Annotated in this window: 15 protein-coding genes and 1 tRNA gene; 7 read left to right on the forward strand and 9 right to left on the reverse strand. The window is 54.5% G+C overall.

Annotated features, from left to right (window positions below; translation table 11 throughout):
• A partial coding sequence (locus JM93_RS18990; protein ID WP_208995097.1) for a transposase occupies positions 1–360 on the forward strand: 360 nt, incomplete at its 5' end.
• Positions 361–476: 116 nt separating this feature from the next.
• Here JM93_RS18990 and JM93_RS18995 read toward each other — a convergent pair.
• From JM93_RS18995 to JM93_RS19015, 5 genes are all read right to left on the reverse strand, one after another.
• Positions 477–2,378, reverse strand: a complete 1,902-nt coding sequence (locus tag JM93_RS18995; RefSeq protein WP_145346804.1) for a hypothetical protein — start codon at positions 2,376–2,378, stop codon at positions 477–479.
• A 181-nt stretch (positions 2,379–2,559) separates the two neighbouring features.
• Positions 2,560–2,955 carry an SH3 domain-containing protein gene (locus JM93_RS19000; protein WP_145346806.1) on the reverse strand — a complete coding sequence of 132 codons (396 nt, stop codon included), beginning with the start codon at positions 2,953–2,955 and terminating at the stop codon, positions 2,560–2,562.
• A complete protein-coding gene (locus tag JM93_RS19005; RefSeq protein WP_145346808.1) occupies positions 2,952–4,379 on the reverse strand; it encodes a vWA domain-containing protein in 1,428 nt (475 codons plus the stop codon). The genes JM93_RS19000 and JM93_RS19005 overlap by 4 nt, the downstream gene beginning before the upstream one ends.
• Before the next feature lie 430 nt (positions 4,380–4,809).
• Complete coding sequence (locus JM93_RS19010) at positions 4,810–5,550, reverse strand: peptidoglycan-binding domain-containing protein (RefSeq protein ID WP_145346810.1); 741 nt, start codon at positions 5,548–5,550, stop codon at positions 4,810–4,812.
• 323 nt (positions 5,551–5,873) lie between these two features.
• Positions 5,874–5,963: transfer RNA gene (locus tag JM93_RS19015), tRNA-Ser, on the reverse strand.
• A gap of 278 nt (positions 5,964–6,241) precedes the next feature.
• Here JM93_RS19015 and JM93_RS19020 point away from each other — a divergent pair.
• The 5 genes from JM93_RS19020 to pabB all read left to right on the forward strand — a co-directional run bounded on the left by JM93_RS19020 (position 6,242) and on the right by pabB (position 11,258).
• Positions 6,242–6,568, forward strand: a complete 327-nt coding sequence (locus JM93_RS19020) for a hypothetical protein (protein ID WP_155197420.1) — start codon at positions 6,242–6,244, stop codon at positions 6,566–6,568.
• Between the two features lie 48 nt (positions 6,569–6,616).
• Positions 6,617–7,243, forward strand: coding sequence for a peptide-methionine (S)-S-oxide reductase MsrA (gene msrA / locus JM93_RS19025; protein WP_244300951.1), 627 nt, complete (start codon positions 6,617–6,619; stop codon positions 7,241–7,243).
• A gap of 185 nt (positions 7,244–7,428) precedes the next feature.
• Entirely contained in the window at positions 7,429–7,758 is a 330-nt protein-coding gene (locus tag JM93_RS19030) for a hypothetical protein (protein WP_208995325.1), read from the forward strand.
• Positions 7,755–9,245 (forward strand): methyl-accepting chemotaxis protein, encoded by a 1,491-nt coding sequence (locus JM93_RS19035; protein ID WP_145346812.1) that lies wholly within the window; start codon positions 7,755–7,757, stop codon positions 9,243–9,245. The genes JM93_RS19030 and JM93_RS19035 overlap by 4 nt, the downstream gene beginning before the upstream one ends.
• A gap of 204 nt (positions 9,246–9,449) precedes the next feature.
• Positions 9,450–11,258: an aminodeoxychorismate synthase component I gene (pabB, locus tag JM93_RS19040; protein WP_145346814.1), complete on the forward strand. Its 1,809-nt coding sequence runs from the start codon at positions 9,450–9,452 to the stop codon at positions 11,256–11,258.
• Here the strand turns inward: pabB and JM93_RS19045 are convergent.
• Positions 11,255–11,824 carry a nucleotidyltransferase family protein gene (locus JM93_RS19045; RefSeq protein ID WP_208995327.1) on the reverse strand — a complete coding sequence of 190 codons (570 nt, stop codon included), beginning with the start codon at positions 11,822–11,824 and terminating at the stop codon, positions 11,255–11,257. The genes pabB and JM93_RS19045 overlap by 4 nt on opposite strands.
• Before the next feature lie 312 nt (positions 11,825–12,136).
• Between JM93_RS19045 and JM93_RS19050 the strand changes: the two genes are divergently transcribed.
• Positions 12,137–13,648, forward strand: a complete 1,512-nt coding sequence (locus JM93_RS19050; protein ID WP_170230755.1) for a DUF4214 domain-containing protein — start codon at positions 12,137–12,139, stop codon at positions 13,646–13,648.
• 495 nt (positions 13,649–14,143) lie between these two features.
• On the opposite strand, the gene pheT is transcribed toward JM93_RS19050, so the two are convergent.
• The 3 genes from pheT to pheS form a co-directional block, all read right to left on the reverse strand.
• On the reverse strand, positions 14,144–16,561 hold the full coding sequence (gene pheT, locus JM93_RS19060) for a phenylalanine--tRNA ligase subunit beta (RefSeq protein WP_145346820.1): 2,418 nt from the start codon (positions 16,559–16,561) through the stop codon (positions 14,144–14,146).
• A 72-nt stretch (positions 16,562–16,633) separates the two neighbouring features.
• Entirely contained in the window at positions 16,634–17,305 is a 672-nt protein-coding gene (locus JM93_RS19065; protein ID WP_145346822.1) for a phenylalanyl-tRNA synthetase subunit alpha, read from the reverse strand.
• 32 nt (positions 17,306–17,337) lie between these two features.
• Positions 17,338–18,420, reverse strand: coding sequence for a phenylalanine--tRNA ligase subunit alpha (gene pheS / locus JM93_RS19070; RefSeq protein WP_145346824.1), 1,083 nt, complete (start codon positions 18,418–18,420; stop codon positions 17,338–17,340).
• Between the last annotated feature and the right edge of the window lie 216 nt (positions 18,421–18,636).

Below are 18,636 nucleotides of genomic sequence, written 5' to 3' on the forward strand. Positions count from 1 at the left end.
CAAGAGAACCGCAGGGCAGCACAGGAAAAGGCTGACGCTGTTATCGCAGACCTGCGGGCACAACGTCTGACACGAGCTGCCGATCTCATTGAAGAGAGCATCGACGAGACGCTGACCTACTACGGCTTTCCGGACAGCCATTGGCGCAAGATCAGGACGAACAATCCTCTGGAGCGGATAATGAAAGAGATCCGGCGGCGAACGCGAGTTGTCGGGGCGTTCCCGGACGGTCAATCATGCCTGAACCTGGCCGCGGCAAGACTCAGACATATCGCGGCCGGCAAATGGTCCGCCCGAAAATACATGAACATGGCACCGCTCTACCAGGAGCAACACCAAACCCACGGAGCCGTCGCCTGAAAACAAAAGTGCGAAAAATATTTGACACTACCATTATTTCCTCACTGGTAAGCAGTTTTTAAGAAAACAGCCGCTGTCGCCGACTGAACTGAGCCTTCAAAACGCAACAACTGATTTCATTCGCTTGGTTGCTCCGGCGCGTGGCCCGGCCCTTCAATCAAACCCTCCAGATGGTCCGTAAAGGGCTTCAACCATTGTTCCCCACCGCTTTTTGTCGTCCGACAGTCTGCATCTGTTGTTGGGCTACACTCCGTTTTTGTTAAAACCGGCGATGTGAAGCTCTGATGGAAAAGATCGTAGGGTTTGCCATCCACGTCCAGGAGCAACTCACCTTCCTCACTGAGACAGACCTCGTTTTTGTCCGTCCCGGTCTGCGCGAAGGCAGTGGCACCATCCATACACTGCTGGGTAACGGGGTTGAAATTTGCGCAAGACTCCCAGTCCACATCCTTGCCGTTGATGGCATAAACCGTGCCGACAATCGTGTACCCATCGAGAACTTGTATTGGATCTGCAAATCTGAGCTGTGTTTGTCTGGGACACGGCAACGGATCAGTGCCTAGCGAAAACGCAACGGTTCCACAAACGGAAGTGGGTTCCTTGTCCAGCGACGCAAACATGGCGTTTACATCCGAGCCGAGCGCGGACATGGAAACCTTGTCAGCGGCTGATTTTGAGGCGCTGCGTTTAGCTTCCGCTTTCTTGAGTGTGTCCTGCTTCTGGTTGGCCTCATCAAGCAGACTGTTCAACTCGTTCAAAAGCTTCTGATTGGCAGTCCCGTCCGCTTGCGCGTGTTGCGCATCTGAGCGGTCTCTTTGTAATTGGCGCCCAATCCGGTTGATATCATCCAGCGTTCTGGCCGCCTTGATGTCTTGACGATATTTTGCCGCTTTTTTTGAAATCTCGGCGTCGCTATTGCCAGCTTGAATTGAAACAGACTTTCGCGCCTCGTCTGCCGCAAGTCTTTCTTCATGGGTAAGGGCCGGCAATTCCTTGTTTTTCTTCTTTGCGAGCTCTTGAATACGCAGAGCTTTTTTCCGGTTTTCCACTTCCTTCGGGGTGCTTCCCCCCCAAGACGCAGTCCCTTGATCCTTGTTGTCACAGCACTCATAGTCCATGACCACCAAGGGGCGTGATACCGAAATCCTTGCGGTTTTCCCGGTCCGGACAAGGTCAACACGGCCGGATCCAGACAGGACCATGGCCTTTGTGCTGCCGTTTATGACTTTGTGATCTTCATCATCTTTGCAATCGCATTCGCAATCGTTTGCGATCAAGATAAAGTAATATCGGGATTCTTTTTTGTTCCATACGATCCGAAAAGAAACATTGCAACGACCAGCCATGGAAGATGAAGATAAATTCGGCTTGAACTTCAGTCCGGTCAAATAATCAATCCATGACGTATCCTGGCTCGCCATGTTGTCTTCATAGACTTCAGGCGGAAGCCCTTTCATATACTTCTGTGCTATTTCCAGTGCTTGTTTTGCAGCACTTTTCGCTTGATCAGAGACAGCATCTTCAACCTTGTCTGCGAAAGCTTTGCGACCGACATCTCCAAGCTTCTTGGTCATACTGGTTGGCAAAGTCAGGATGTCTTTAATAAAATTTACCCCGTCTTTGATCGCCGCTCGATTTCCTAAGAGGCTGTTTCGATCTTTGACATGTTGCCAGGCGGCAAACGCTGCGTTTTTCTTGCAGCCACTGCTTTTCTCATATTGATAAATTGAATGGAGCTGGTTCTCGATGCGCAGCATGATCTGCGCCATAGCAGGTGTCTTGTTTTCTCCTATGGTCGCATCCAATAAGAAATCATCGGGCCAATAGCTGGTCGCCCAGGCTTCTCTTTCGTTTCCAGCCTTTGCTTTCGTCCAGACGTCTGCAATGTCCTTTGCCGAGGTGGAGTTGATTTTACCAAACTCAAACTGCTTGCCATAAGCTGGGCGAATTCCACTTTGCGAACCGGCAGCAACAATAAGCATTGAGAAGGTAAACGCGGCACGCAAGAAATTGAGCATTGATGGAGCTCCTTATCCTCTCCACGACAATAGCTTGCCGTTTGGATGGTGTTTGCCGATGGGTGGCAGAGAGTTTGCGCACATCATCTTTTTTGCTCTCAGCTGGGCCGGGCGCGTCAAGCCTATCTGGACATCCCGCTTTTGACGGCTGTCCGCCGACATTCCAGCCGGTCCATCGCCTCTAGCCGGCAATCACACGGACCCAGTCCCGGTGCACCCAACCTGCCTTTGCCCCGGGACGCACCGCGGGCTTAGACCCATTGATCGGACCGCAGTCGATCTCCTGAACGCCATAGAGCACACCGAACCAGTCGCCGTGCTGGTCGAACAGGAACACCTTGTCGTTGTTGTAGACCTCATCGATCTTGTCGAACTGGCTGCCCGGGCCCGTCCGCACGGCGAGGAACCCGTCTCCATCCGATTTCAGGCCGTATACCTGGCCCTGACCGCAGGTGTCCCAGTCTTCCGTGGCATGTTCCATAACGGGCACCGTAAGTAACTGGGCGTGCAGGGGCAGGGCAGCGATTGCTGCCATGCCAATGCCAACTCCAAACCGCTTGGAAAAAGACCAGATCATTGATCTGCCCCGGTCACTTCGTTGATGACAACGCTGTCGATCATCATCAGGACCTCGCCGCTGGCATTGCGGCCGGGGCGGTCTACCGTAAAGGCGAGTGTGCCCGGCGAGCGCAGCGACGTGTACTTGTCGGAAGACACCACGTATGGGTCACCGTCTGCGTCCGTGAAACCAAGCATTTCCACCGTCGAGGAGTAAGACCGGCCCCGCTTCGAGAAGGTGAGCTTGATCGGTTTTTGGCTATGGTCTTCCTGGATTGTGGCCCAGTTTTCCGCGCCGATCGGTGTCGTTGCATAACAGGACCGTTGGTTGGACCGGAACAGACGGCCTTCGCGATCCTGTGTTCCTGAGGACATTTTGGCGAGTGCCAGTTCCGACTTCAGGCAACCGGTACCCGGTGCACTTGAATAGTAGCTGGTGGCCAGAAAATTAGCCTCATCCTTGCGCATTCCAAGCGTTAGACGGTCCGCGTTGGTGGAGTATTCACCCGTGTAGGTGATCTCCACATCCCAGTCACCGGCTGGAAGGTCGCCAGCATAAGTAACAAGGTTCTGAGGCTCAGCGCTCTCAAAGCCGCCGCCCCGTGTCGACAGCATCAGCAAGTTGCCGTCTTCGACGATAAACGCATCCGGGTTTGCGTTTTCCACGGTCCAATTGTCCGACAGCTCGACCCCGTCGAAATCCTCCCTGAAAAACTCTGTGATCACCGGACCAGCGGGCTCCGGTTCCGGCTCGCTGACAGCGACCGGCTCTGGCGCCGGCTCGGCGGCTTGAGCCACTTGAACCACTTGAGCCATGGCTGCTTGGAATCCGTCCGTATCAGCCGCGTCAAAATACTGTCCGCTGCCAGCATTCGCGATGCATTGCAGCTGGTCCTTGGCTTCTTTGTCGACGTCGAACCCCACGACATGGACTTTCATATCCACGCCCAAATACTGCGAGAGGGCAGCATTTGAGCAAGGATCCGCGTCGCACGTCTCGATACCGTCAGATATCAGAACCACCGCCTTTTGCCGGTCTGTCGGTTCGGTTTTTGAGAGTTGGGTAATGGCCAGGGTCAAGGACAGGGCCATAGGTGTCTTGCCAAGGGGCGTGATCCCGGCAATCGACGATTTGATGTCATCGCGTGTCGATCCCACTGCGTTCAGCGTCATGAAATCGGTGCAGCTTTCCTTGCTTTGGGTCCCGTAGGTCATCAGGCCGACACGCGCGCCCTCCGGAACATCGTCGATCAGGCGGCTGAGCGTGTCTTTAGCCGTTGTGATTTTCGCAACCTTGTCGATTTGCCCCCACATCGAGCCGGAGCCATCCAGGATAAACAGAATATCGGTCGAACTTGCCTGCGCCGCAGCGCTCATGCAGCTGATTGCCGTCGCGGTAATCAATACTTTTTTTGTTGCTTTGAAAGTACTGGCGATTCTCATTCCGATCTCCAAGTTTTTTTCAAAATAGAAAGACCTATTTCACAGCATAAGTGTACTTAAAATCTCAGATTAATTTGTGTCAATTGTCACATTAATGCTCGTTGATTTGTTCGCGGGCAGGCGGTGGAAACGCTTAAATGCACAAGAGACCGTTTTGCTCCATGCTCCTGATAGTCAAGCAGTTCCCCGAAACGCCGTTCTTCGTTGTCCGGCAGATGACCCGGCACCTTCGGAACGAAGGGCATCCGGTGAACTAGAAGCGCATCCGGCGGCTCATGCACGTGATGCTGATCCACCAGAAACCGAACACCAGCAAGCCCGCCAAGGGACACAAGACCTACCCCTATCTGCTGAGCGGGCTACGGGTCGATTAGCCCAATAATGTCTGGCGCGCCAACATCACCTATTAGCTGATGCAGCGAGACTTCCTCTATCTGGTTGCAATCATGGACTGGTCTACCCGCAAGGTTCTGTCCCGGCGCATCTTCAACACGCTGGAGGCGGACTTTTGCGTTGAGACGTTGAACGAGGTAACCTGTTCATCCCAAGCAAGTGAGAAACCGCGCGTGTCATTTTGTGTTCTAAACATCCGAAGATAGAAATTTCGGCCCCGGTTCGTGCCGCTAACGATGAAGTTCTCTTGCCGATAAAACGTGTATTCGATTTGGCGGCTTGCTGTTTCCCTCGATAGCCTTTGGAAAAGCTGGTCATAGGACGTGTGTTGGTGCGGAATACGGAGCGTCTCCAATTCCACATGTCCATTTCGGTCAATCCAAGGTTTCCCGCGTTCGGTGTGTTCCGTTGAGGCAAAAAGGCTCTCCAGAATTCCGAGGGTGATGCCGGTGGTCAAATCGTCTCTGAATTCAAAACCGACCTTTTCCATCACAGAGCCGCCTTGGTCCCAAAGCAGTTGGAGCTCCCATTCGCTTAGGACGCCGTTTTGCCGTCTGTTATTCCTCGATTGAAAGGACCTTAGCGCCTCATAGGTCCGGTTCCCGAATGCGGCATCGACAATCGCTACATAATCGCCCGTGAAAATGAGCAGCAATTGAATGACTACTCGCTCTTGTTCGGTTTGCGAGTTGAACCACGCTCTCGATTGATTGTAGTCAGCATGTGCGGACCCACGAAAAATGAACAAAAACAGTAATATGAAAATTACTCTACGCATCACACACACGCGCTCTTTTCACGGTTGCTCGCATATGTTGCACTAAGTTAAAAATCGGATCAATTCAAACGCGCTACTCAACGGAAGGTTTGCAGGGTGCCCAAAACTCAAAATCCGAAGACACTTAATGAAGTATACGCTCAATTAAGCGCAGCCGAAAAACAGCGCTTCGACAAAATTCTCTTGTCGATCGACCCGCGATATGTGCCTCCGACAAGCAATAATCCGGGCGCAAAAGCTGTGCGGATTTAGGGCTATTTTTAGGGTGCGTAGCCCGATGCGGGCAAAATATGCAATGAATTCAGCATATTAATGAAAAGTAATGGCGGACAGAGAGGGATTCGAACCCTCGATACGGTTGCCCGTATACACGCGTTCCAGGCGTGCGCCTTCAGCCACTCGGCCACCTGTCCATTTCATGCGGTCGCCCGCTTGAGAGTTGCGCAATATACCCATGAGCTTTGGAAGCGCAACCTCCTTTGAAAAAGAAATTTTCAAGCAGGATTGATTGGTGTGGACGGGTTATTTTGGCCAAGAAGGCTGCTTCGTTTACCGGCACAAGTGCCGGCACCGCCCCGCCAATAGAACTTTGCTTGTCCGCGCCGAATTGAACCATCGTTTGATTCAATTATATCCGTGACGGGGAAGATGTGCCATCTCACCGCGGCCCAGCCGCAAGACGGAGACCTGAATGCTTGCACTGTTAAAATTTGTTTTCCGTATCGTTGGGCTTATGTTGCTCGGGATCGCAGTGGTGGCATTGATCGCCGATGGCAGCCGTTCGATTGCGGAGAATTCACTCACTGTCGTTCCCCTGGGTCAGGCCTGGTTCACCTATTCACCGGACACGCTGAATATTGCCCAGGCTGCCATCCAGCGTCATGTGAACCCTTATCTCTGGGATCCTGTGATACAAACGGTTCTGACATGGCCGGTATGGGCTGTCGCCGCTCCCTTGGGTCTGATTTTCCTGGCGTTGGGCGCCCGGCGCCAGAAACGGAAATCAGCACTGGCGTGATTGTTGTCAAACTGCGCCGGGGAGGGCGCCCGCATGTCTTTCATGACAATGTTGTCGAAAAAATTCGAGTTGCCGTCTGAGGCGGAAGCGTTGCCGGGACGTCGCGAAGCTGTGCAGCCTGAGCACGCGCATGCGGTTTTTGGGCAATCGCTACTGCCACCTTACCCGGACGATCACGACCAGCTGATCGTGGGGATGGGCAGTTTTTGGGCTTCGGAACCTTTATTCTGGGACCTGGGCGGTGTTCATGTGACAGCAGTTGGTTATGCGGGCGGATTTACTCCGAACCCGACTCACAATGAAGTTCAAACCGGCCGGACAGGACATGCCGAGTGCATAAAACTGGTATTTGATCGAAAAATGGTTCCACTATCGTCACTACTAAAGATATTTTTTGAAAATCACGACCCGACACAGGGGATGCAGCAAGGCCACCTGCAAGGCACACAATACCGGTCTCTTTTGGTTGTAGAGCCCGGAGATGCCGAAGAGGCAAAGGACTGTCTTAATGCTTATTCAGAAGCGTTGCAGAGTGCCGGTGCAACAAAGGCTATCACCACGCAGATTCTGACGGGAATGCCTTTTTATTTTGCAGAACAGCGCCATCAGCAGTTTGCGGCAAAGGCTTCCACTCCGCCAGCCAGGGCAAAAGGGCTTGGCATTCAGATGACGTGAAGCCTGTTTGAACCGACTGGCGCTACGGTCAGCGCTTGCGTGTATCTAAAGTCTTATTCATCTTTTGATAGAGTATTGAGAGAAAAAGTTTTTTTCTCACTCTGCGTCGAAATTTCAGAATATTTTAAGTCCCCGCGGCGATTATTGCTCAACGACATCACTCACCGCTTGAGCGAAGAGACGCCATGAAGGCCAAATCCAATACAGCATTCGGCTACGCATATTTCGGGGCAGCATGCACATTATTGGTACTGGTTGGTCTTTTGCCTGGCCGAGAAGGGCCTGTTGCAGTGTTTGCCTCCCCCTTCGGATCAGGAACGGTCTACGAAGTCCTAGCAAAAAGCGGTGGTTCACTTATCAGCGCCGCGCCTTCTGGATGGGTCGCGGTCATTGACCGGAACGGCACCGCATCAAACAGCGAGCTTTATGCCGCAGGAGCATTTTTCGTTGCGTCCTCGGCAATTGCCTCGACTTGCATTTGGCTGAGCACCCGCGGCTCTGGAGTAAATTCATGACGGCACTGACCAATTCTGAAGCAAGCCTTGATAGCCTTCGGACCGCCTTCGCACGAAACATCGTGTTTTTTATCTGGTTTAACGTTTTCCTTGTCATGGGGACCTCGCTCTTCATCGGCGGGGTTTCCTGGGTTGGGGCCTGCGGAGCGGCCCTCCTTCTCGGTGCGGCGGCTACGGCGACCTGGTTGAAATATGGAACCGGCGTTGAAACCCGCATTGCGACCTCCGTTACACTGGCCGTGCTTGTCGCACTCTTTGTTGCCTCATTGGCAACGCCGGATCCCGCAGCGTCATTCCAACTTGATGCCCACATGTATTTCTTTGCCGTCCTTGCAATTCTAGCGGGCTGGGTCGACTGGCGAGCCCTGGTGGCCTATGCAGGTGTTGTGGCTGTTCATCATTTGGCGCTCAATTTCGCGCTACCATTCGCTGTCTTTCCGGCGGGTAGCAATTTTTCCCGTGTGGTGTTTCATGCGGTGATTGTCATTGCCGAAGTTGGCGCTCTGTGGTGGGTGACCGACAGATTGTCCAAAGCGTTCGGTCTTGCAGATGCGGCCAAGGCAGATGCGGAGCTTTCCCAAGAACAGGCGCGTAACATGCAGGCGGCCGATCAGGACCGTGCCGAGCAGGAACGGCTGCGCCGCGAACAAACAAGCGAACGTATCGCCCAATTCCGTCACGAAATCGAAGAAAAAATCGCCCTCGTCGTCAGTGAAGTTCAATCCATGCGGTCTGCGGCGAGCGATCTGACCGCAGTTGCCGACGACACGGCTGAGCGCGCCTCGACGGCAAACTCAGCCTCCGAAACGGCCTCCGGCAATGTGCAGACAGTTGCCTCCGCTGCCGAGGAATTGTCGTCTTCGATTTCTGAGATCTCGCGTCAGGTCGAGCAAACCACATCAATTGTTGCCATGGCGACCGAAGGTGCCCAGTCGAGCAACAAGAAAGTGGCTGGCCTTGCTGAGGCCGCAAATCGCATCGGTGAGGTGGTTACGCTGATCCAGGCAATCGCTGAGCAGACGAATCTCTTGGCGCTGAACGCCACGATCGAGGCCGCCCGTGCCGGCGAGGCCGGCAAAGGATTTGCTGTGGTGGCTGCCGAAGTGAAAGAACTGGCCACACAAACCTCTAAGGCGACCGAGGAGATCGGGGCTCAGATCTCAGCCATTCAGGCAGAGACAAAGGATGCTGTCGAGGCGATTGGTTCCATCGCGGCAACGATGGATAAGGTGAACAACTACACCGCCACCATCGCAGCGGCAGTCGAGCAGCAGGGAGCCGCGACACGTGAAATTTCCCAAAGCGTGTCTGAAGCCGCCAATGGCACCAGCATGGTGGCAACCAGCATTAGCGGACTGACAGAGGCCGCCGAACGCACAACAGGTGCTGCCTCGACCGTTTCCTCATCGGCTGAGCAGCTGGACCGCGAGGCGCAGGACATGAGTGTCTCGGTGGACGCATTCCTGAACGATGTGGCTGCTGCTTAATTGGTCGCACGGCGTGTCCGAAGTGAGGTAACATCTACCGGAGCGCTAGACCGGAAACCGGAATGCCGCCGAAATAAGACGGTGAGCATGGGTTGACGAGGTGTCGCTTCGATGCCATTTGCCGCCGTCAAAACAACTTCCCCGGCATATTGTCATCATGCATAGTCCTGATGGTCGGGTTAGAGGGACGGTCAGCGGTCACAAATGGCGTCTTTTCAAATATCGAACGGGTCTGTGCTGCTCTTGGATGCCTTGCATGCCAAGACAGGACGCCTTTACCAGTCGCCGCGCGAGGTCATTAGCTGTGACAGCTTGGATGGCGTCAGGCAGGCACTGCAACGTGTGGACAAAGCCCGCGCGGCCGGAGCACACCTTGCCGGTTTTTTGGCTTATGAACTCGGGTTCGCCTTCGAGACGAAGCTTGAGCAACTTCATGTTCCAAATGGTGAGCCACTGTTGTGGTTTGGGGTTTATGACCGATACCAGACCGTCACGCTCCAGGAAGTTCAAGCGGCACTTGCGGATCACAACAAGCATAAAAAAGCCGAGATCGGAACTCCGGTATTCGATACAGGCCGCAGCGGATATAATCGCGCTTTTTCGCGCGTCCAACAGCATTTGGCTGAGGGCGACATCTACCAAGTTAATTTTACAATGCGCGCCGACATGGAGCTTCATGGGACGCCCGAACAGGTGTTTCTTGATCTCGTTGATCGACAACCTGTGCCCTATGCGGCATTTATCCGGTTGGACGGCCGAAGTATACTGTCCTTGTCCCCGGAGCTCTTTCTGCAGCGCTGCGGACAGACAATAAAAACCAAGCCGATGAAAGGCACTGCGCCCCGTGGGCGTTCCAGTGCTGAAGACACTCAAGTTGCCAACGAGCTTGCGCGCGACCCGAAACAGCGTGCGGAAAACACGATGATCGTTGATTTGATGCGCAACGATCTGTCCCGCATCGCCGAGGCCGGGTCTGTCGAGGTTACCAAGCTGTGTGAAGTGGAGCGCTATAAGTCTCTGCACCAGATGACATCGACGGTGATCGCAAGCCTTCGGCCGGAAATGGGGTTTCCGGAGATAATCGAGCATCTGTTTCCGTGTGGGTCGATCACCGGCGCACCCAAGCTTAGCGCGATGACGATTGCACAGAAGCTGGAAGGGTCGCCAAGAGGCGTTTACACTGGATCAATTGGCTATATCGAACCTTCGGGTGACTTTCAGTTCAATGTCGCGATCAGAACACTTGATCTTCTGGACGGCGGCACGGCGCGTGCAGGCACAGGATCTGGGGTGGTCTACGATTCTGGGGCTGGACCTGAATACGATGAATGCGCTTTAAAGCTGAAGTTCCTGAAAGCGGAAGAACCAGAGTTCTCGCTTTTTGAAACGATGGCCTACACCCCACAGGATGGCTTTGTGCTTCTCGATCGCCACTTGAGCCGTCTTGAGCGCTCAGCGGATTATTTTGGCTTTTCCTTTGATCATGATGAGGCCCGCAGGCTGCTATTGGAAACGGTTGGAGGATCATCCAAACGCCTGCGCTTGGATCTTCGGCCGGGTGGGGAAATGACCCTGAAAGTATCTGATCTTCCAGTTTCCTCAGATTCGCAGGTTTGGTCCGTCGGCCTCGCTGAAGAGCGGACCTGTTCGCAAGATCGTTTCTTGTTTCACAAGACATCGAACCGCGCATTTTACGACACCACGCGCAAGCGCTACGCAGACTTGTATGGGTTCAGTGAAGTGATTTTTGAGAACGTGGATGGCTTTCTGACGGAAGGAAGCTACACCAACCTGTTCGTTCGAAAGGCGGGCCGTCTCCTTACGCCGGCACTCACCCACGGCCTATTGCCCGGCACATTTCGCGAAGGTTTGCTTGAACACAACCTGGCATATGAGGCGGATTTGACGCTTTCGGATCTGAAAGCGGCAGATGAAGTGTTTGTTGGGAATTCTGTCCGCGGTTTGATCCGGGTCCGAATTGCGGCACCCGCACTTCTGAAAAAGGCCTCCTAGTTCTGAACCGGGAGCGGTTTGGCGGCCACTTGTTTGCTTGCCGTTTCAGGCCAAGGAATTACGGTCAGTTCCGGCCAGACCCGGGTCATCCTGGCGGCCTTCTCTCGGTAGGTTTTTTCATTGGCCAGGCGTGTATTGGGCGTCAGACGCAGCGCGAAAATGTCCTGAAGTCCGAAAGGTGCCTGTATGTCCAGAGTTCCCATCTTGGTCAGCCGGACGGCAACTGCGTGAGTTTTGGATGCATAGTTCTCTAGAGACTGAAGGCTGGTTTCGAGCTGCGGATAAGGGTGCCCGAAACGCTGCTCAAACCAAAAGTGTACGCGTGCTTGGTTTTTGATCTCCAACCGATCCGCCAAATCCGGCAACGCTGCCCGAACACGCTGAATGACGCGATCTTCAGCCTCGTAGCTTAGATCGCACGAATCAAAGTAAATAACGTCAAAATCCTTGATACCATTCATCGGACTGCGCGCGGTCAATCTGTTCCAGACAGTCTGATAGATGGCGCCGGACACAAGCCAGGCATCTGGAAGATCCAGCTCGCGCAGGATCTTCAGAATATTCATCAAATGTGGTGTCGAAAGAACGATTCTCTGGAGGTCTGAGATGAGACCTGATTCCCGGCACTGTGAAAAGTTCATCATAAGGGCGACTGGCTCGCTCGTTTCTGGGGCGCACAGGTATGCCGTGCAGCTTTATGCTCAGACGATTAAAATTCTACACCAGTTTGCTCGTGAAGTGTTGCTGTTTGTTGTGTGGCTAAACCAATAGTATGCGATATTTAAAGTGCAACCTTAAAAAAATTTTCAACAATTTCCTGGATTTACTCAGGGTAAAAATGAGTAGATAACTTCATGAATGCTTATTGGGGGGAAGAAATGGCAGCAATTACTCGCGCGCAAACAGCGTCCTCGTCCAATCCGTACCTTGCGGCATTGATTTCGCCGGAAGGCGCCTGGGACACATCGACAACTGTTACGTATTTCTTTGATGATGGCCAAGGGAAAGCCTGGACCGACGCAGAGATTGCAGCAATCGAAGCTGGTTACCAGACCTGGGCCAATGTTGCCAACATCACCTTTACACGTGTGTTCGATGCCGGGTCAGCAAATATCGTCAATCAATTGTTGACGGCTGTTGCTCTTGGGGGAAGCGAAGCGGACGCTCAGCTTCCGATCAATGGCGGTTCAAACATAGGCCTTCAAACACGGTACAATTTCGAGAGCGCGTCCTGGGCTCAGATAAATTCAGGGGGCGACGGGTTTTACACCATCGTTCATGAAATTGGCCATTCAATCGGACTGGAGCACACGCATGACGGAACGACGTTCCCTGGCGTTCCGGTAAATGAAGACCAAAACACGGGAACGAACGCTCAAAATCAGGCGATTTTCTCTGTCCTGTCATACGTCGTCGGCTGGACCGGTCAGCCCGTCCCCAGTCTCGCATCCGGGCAGGCGGCAACGCCAATGGCTTACGATGTGGCTGCCGTTCAAGCGATGTACGGCGCCAACACGAATTACAACACGGGCAACAACACCTACACCCTTTTCACTGCGGACGGTTCTGGCGTCGGCTGGACCGCGATTTGGGATGCTGGCGGTACGGATACGATCACGGGTGCCACTGCAACGTCCTCTTTGGTAATCGACCTGCGCGAGGCACCGCTATCTGGTGAAAATGGCGGGGGGTATGTTTCTTGGGTCAATGGTGTTGCTGGCGGCTACACGATTGCGAACGGCGTGACCGTTGAAAACGCGATCGGTGGCAGCGCTAACGACACAATGACCGGAAACAGCGCAGCAAATCAGTTTACCGGTAACGCGGGCAATGACACCATGGACGGCGGAGACGGGTTGGACGTCGCTATATATGGCGCGACCCGGGCATCCGTAACGGTTTCAATCACTGATACCACCGCTGCAGGAACCATCACAGCGACCTCCGCAGGTCTGGGAACTGACACGGTCACGAACATTGAACGCATTCAGTTCAGTGATGGTACGCTCGCTTTTGACCTCACAGGTGCAGCAGGTCAGACGTATCGTTTGTATCAGGCCGCTTTTGATCGGACACCGGACGATGCCGGACTGTCGCACAACGTCAATCTTATGGATGGAGGGCTCGGTATATTTGATATGGCAGCGGCTTTCATTGCGTCAGCCGAATTCCAGCAAACATACGGCGAGAACGTAAATGACACGACCTTCATCACCCTCCTGTATAACAACGTTTTAAACCGTGCTCCGGATGATGCAGGTCTTTCAGGATGGCAAGATGCCATAAACGGTGGCCAATCGAGGGCGCAGGTTCTTTTTGGATTTTCCGAGAGCACGGAGAACAAGGCGAACGTCTCATCGGCGATTGATGATGGGATCTGGCTCGTATGAGCCAAGTGTAGGCAAGGCTTCCGCGGTCACTTGAAGTTGTTCCGCGATTGCTTGACGTTTGAACCGACGGCTCCAAAAACGGCTTATAACCAACTTGGAATGGCACACTATGACGGTTCAAACTATTCGCGCCATACGAACAGTGTCTCAGGCGTTCGCGCTGGCGTGCGTTTTCGCCGGCTTGAATTTAGTCACAAGTTCTGAAGTTGCGGCACAAGCGCGGCCCGATACCCGCAATTATACCTGCGAACAAGCGCAAGCCCTTGTAAAACAACGCGGGCAGATCGTTATGAACACAGGGCCAAGCACATTTGACCGATTTGTGGCCAATGGTAGCTACTGTGTAGAGCCGCATGCGGTGACCCGTGCCCTGTTCGCGCCGACTAAAGATGTCAAGCAATGCAATGTCGGGCGTAGATGCGTTGAGCGGGTAAACCCACGCAGTAACCGATAGAAAGAAAAAGAGCCGCCCCGTGCGGGGGCGGCATTTTCTTGTTAGCCTCGCAATTCGCCGCCGGTTGCCTTTTTCACCGCTGAAATGATCTTTTGCGAGATTCCGTCTATCTCTTCATCGGTCAGTGTTTTCTGCCTTGGCTGCAAAACGACGTCGATTGCCAGAGACTTCTTGCCCTCATCCACGCCGGGTCCTTCGTAAATATCGAAAAGCGTGACATCGTTGATCAGGGTCTTGTCCGCTCCGCGAGCCGCCTTGAGAAGCGTTTCAGCACTAAGGCCTTTGTCGACAACGAAAGCAAAATCGCGACGGACCGGCATCAGCCCGGAGGCATTGAGGGCACCTTTCGAACGTCCGCCTTTGCCTTTTGGCTGTGGCAGATTGTCCAACAGGACTTCAAATACTGCGAGCGGACCTTCAATGTCGAGTGCCCTCAAAGTTCGCGGGTGCAGCTCACCAAAAACAGCCAGAGTGTTTTTGGGGCCGAGCTTTAGGGTTCCGGACCGCCCGGGATGGAAATAGTTTGGAGCATCTGTGTAGACTTGAAGCTTGTCGACGGGCGCCCCAATCGCCGCTAGTGCCGCGACCGCATCTGCTTTCGCATCAAAAACATCAACGGGCTTTGCCGTTCCAGACCAGTGGCGGCCTGCACCGTCGAGCGTGGCCGTGCCCCGACGCACGCCGCTTGCAACCATTGACTGCTCTTCCGGTTTGTCGCCGGCAAACACTTGGCCCACTTCGAACAATCCGACATCACCATAGCCACGATCTGCGTTCCGCTGTGCCGCAGCGAGTAGACCGGGAAGCAAACTAGGCCGCATGTCCGACATGTCGGAGGAAATCGGGTTGGCGAGTTTCAGCGCCGCATCGCCGCCGCCAAACAAGTCTGCTCGATCTTCAGAAATGAATGACCAGGTCACAGCTTCGTTCAGTCCGCGTGTGGCGAGCGTGCGCCGAGCCTTGTTTCTCCGGATCTGACCAGCCGTCAACACCTTGCCGGAAACGCTGCCTTGCCGGGGAAGCGGCGTGTTCGGAACACGGTCAAGCCCGATGATCCGGACAATTTCCTCAACAAGGTCAGCCTTGCCTTCCACGTCCGGGCGCCAGCTCGGCGGCGCAACCTTGACTGTGTCTCCTGAGCCCGAGACCCAAAAGCCTAGGGCACGAAGGGTCATGTTCATTTCGACAACGGCGACATCGACACCCGCTAGCCGCTTCACTTCAGAATAGGGAAATTCGATAATCTTGGAGGTATCGGGTACCTCACCGGCTTGCACGACTTCGGATGATTCGCCGCCACACAGGTCCAGAACCATCTTGGTGGCCGCCTCAAGGCCGGGCAGCATGTAATCAGGATCCACACCGCGCTCAAACCGGTAGCGCGCATCGGTGTTGACTCCAAGTTTGCGGCCGGTTGCAGCGATACCGTCCTCATCCCAGAGCGCAGATTCAATCAGAACGTCACTCGTGCTCTCGGTGCAGCCGGAGACCTCGCCGCCGAGGATGCCTCCGAGGCTTTCAAGTCCTTGATCGTCCGCAATGACGCAAACGCTGTCATCAACCTCGTAGGACTTTCCGTTCAGACCGTCGATTGTCTCGCCTTTAACGCCGCGGCGAACAACCAGGTCACCCTTTACCTTTGCTGCATCGAATACGTGTAGCGGGCGGCCCTGGTCGAAGGTCATGTAGTTGGTGATGTCCACCAAGGTGTTGATCGGGCGCAATCCGATTGCGCGCAGCCGGTCTTGCATCCATTTTGGCGAAGGACCGTTCTTAACGCCCCTTACCATGCGCAGTCCGAATGCCTTGCAAAGCGGCTGTGTGGCGCCGAACTCCAAAGAAACCTCGGTGGGGCAAGGAAAGCTGCCTTTAATTTGCGTGTGACTGCGTTCTTTAAGCTTTCCTATTCCCGCCGCGGCCAAGTCTCGTGCAATGCCATACACACCGGTACAATCTGGCCGGTTGGGGGTCAGGCCGATTTCTATAATCGGGTCGTCCAATCCGGCCCAGGTCGCATAGCTTTCGCCAACCGGCGCATCTTCGGGCAGATCAATGATCCCGTCATGCTCATCGGAAAGCTCAAGTTCCCGTTCGGAACACATCATTCCGAAGCTCTCGACATCGCGGATTTTACCCACTGACAAAGTGATATCGATGCCTGGAACATAGTCACCAGGGCGGCCGAGCACGCCGACGAGGCCCGCGCGGGCATTTGGTGCTCCGCAGACGATCTGAAGCGTTTCGCCTGTGCCAGGATCAACTTTCAGCACCTTCAGCCTGTCGGCATTCGGGTGTTGCTCTGCCTCAAGAACTTTTGCAATCTTGAAATGAGCAAGCCGAGCGGCACGGTCGCTGACCTCTTCGACCTCCAGGCCGATCATGGTCAGTTTTTCGACGATCTCATCTAGGCTCGCATCCGTCTCAAGGTGTTCCTTGAGCCAGGAGAGTGTGAATTTCATGGGTCTGCTCTTTTGCGTATCGGCTGCGCAGGGGCTGCGCCAAAAAAGGTTTCGTTACAGTACGTCCGGCGGCTAGGATCCGCCGCCGCTAAATCGGTCAAGTTCCGGGATTGGTGAGGCTTCTGCATAAGCTTCGGCGAACCGGCGGCCAATCGCGGACATCTCGCCGGTCCAACCAACCACCATCTGCGGGGTGATTTGCTGTCCGGTTGCGATCGCCTGGGCGGCTTCAGCTTCAATCCGGTCGCGCAGGATCCCCAGCTCAACCTGAGCGGCGTACTCCGCGCGGTATTTTCCAAGCCAGCCGACCGACACAACGACAATAACGACCAGGAGAGCGGTGGAGCTGGCAAGGCTGGCCCATTTCGCTGTCCCGCCAATCCGCCGTTCACTAGCGACGAGGACGATCGAGCAGATTGTCAAAAATGCCACAATATAGATGGCCGACAGGAAGCTGGCGTATTTTTCGCTCGCGGACTGTTCATGTGATGCGCGCAGCGTTGTTATCCGATCCCGAAGGTACAGCAACGCATCAGCCTGTGTTCCAAGCTGTTCCTGAAAATACTCGCCGCAGAAGCGAAGACGGCCGCGATCCTCAATCTTGTCGGCACACGCCTCAACAAACGAAGTCGGCGCCCGGCCTGGGTCCGGCGGGCTGTCGGTTTCCGTAGTTTGTGCGAGGACCTGTCCGCCAAAAACGAGGGTCAGTGCAAGGACTATGCTCAAACACAAGGAACGCATCATGGTTGGTGTCGCTCTCTTTCGTGGTCCGGTCGTTAGCTGCTTAAACCGCCGAACAGTGTCGGCAGGTCGAGTGGGCGGAAGCCATAGTGCTGGATCCAGCGAACATCAGCGTCAAAGAAGGCGCGCAGGTCTGGCATTCCGTATTTCAGCATGGCAATCCGGTCGATTCCCATGCCCCACGCGAAGCCCTGGTATACGTCCGGGTCCAGCCCGCAATTTCGGATAACGTTCGGATGCACCATGCCGCATCCCAGGATTTCCAGCCAGTCTGCTCCCTCGCCAATCTTAACCTCGGCGCCGGACCGGTCGCATTGAATATCGACTTCCATGGAGGGCTCGGTGAACGGGAAGAAGCTCGGTCGGAAGCGCATCTTGATGTCGTCAACCTCGAAGAACGCCTTGCAGAACTCTTCCAGGATCCACTTCAGGTGGCCGAAATGGCTTTCCTTGTCGATCACGAGGCCTTCCACCTGGTGGAACATCGGCGTGTGCGTCTGGTCGCTGTCACAGCGGTATGTCCGGCCCGGGATGATCACGCGGATCGGCGGCTCCTGATCGCGCATGGTGCGGATCTGCACTGGCGAGGTGTGGGTGCGCAGCAGCAGCCGTTCGCCGTCTTCCTTTTCATTAAAAAAGAAAGTGTCATGCATTTCGCGCGCGGGGTGACCTTCGGGAAAGTTCAAAGAGGTAAAGTTGAGCTCGTCCGTTTCGATGTCCGGTCCTTCGGCGATCGAAAAACCCATATCCGCAAAAATAGCTGTCAGTTCATCAATCACCTGACTAACCGGATGAATGCGGCCGGTTTCGGCAGGCGAGGGGCGCAGAGGCAATGTGACGTCAACAGTTTCGTTGGCGAGCCGGGCCTCCAGTGCGGATTCTTCCAAAACAGCTTTACGGGCCGCAATTGCGTCGGTAATTTTTGCTTTCAAGCCGTTTAGGGCCGGCCCCATGGTTTTGCGTTCTTCCGGGCTCATCTTGCCCAGCGTTTTCATCTGCTCGGAAATGCTACCCTTTTTGCCAAGGGCCGCGACACGGATCTCTTCAAGTCCGGTCTCGGAGTCTGCATTTTCAATAGCTGCAATCAGGTCAGTTTCAAGCGTGTTCAGATCAGACATAGAAGCTCAAGATGCTCGTTCCGCGCCGGGTAGCGTCGCGGGAAAGGTGGAAGTCGTTCGGTCTTTTAGCAGAATTGCCGGGCGATGCCACGGCTAACGGTCCGCATAGCTGCGTCCGGCACGCCTTCGAATTGGCATGCGCGCAGCTCAGCCGGTAAATCGACCGCATGCAGGCCCATGGTTGCGGGTCCAAGAGGGGCGGGAATAGCTCACCGT

The sequence above is a fragment of the Roseibium hamelinense genome (assembly GCF_007830545.1).
Taxonomy (GTDB): domain Bacteria; phylum Pseudomonadota; class Alphaproteobacteria; order Rhizobiales; family Stappiaceae; genus Roseibium; species Roseibium hamelinense.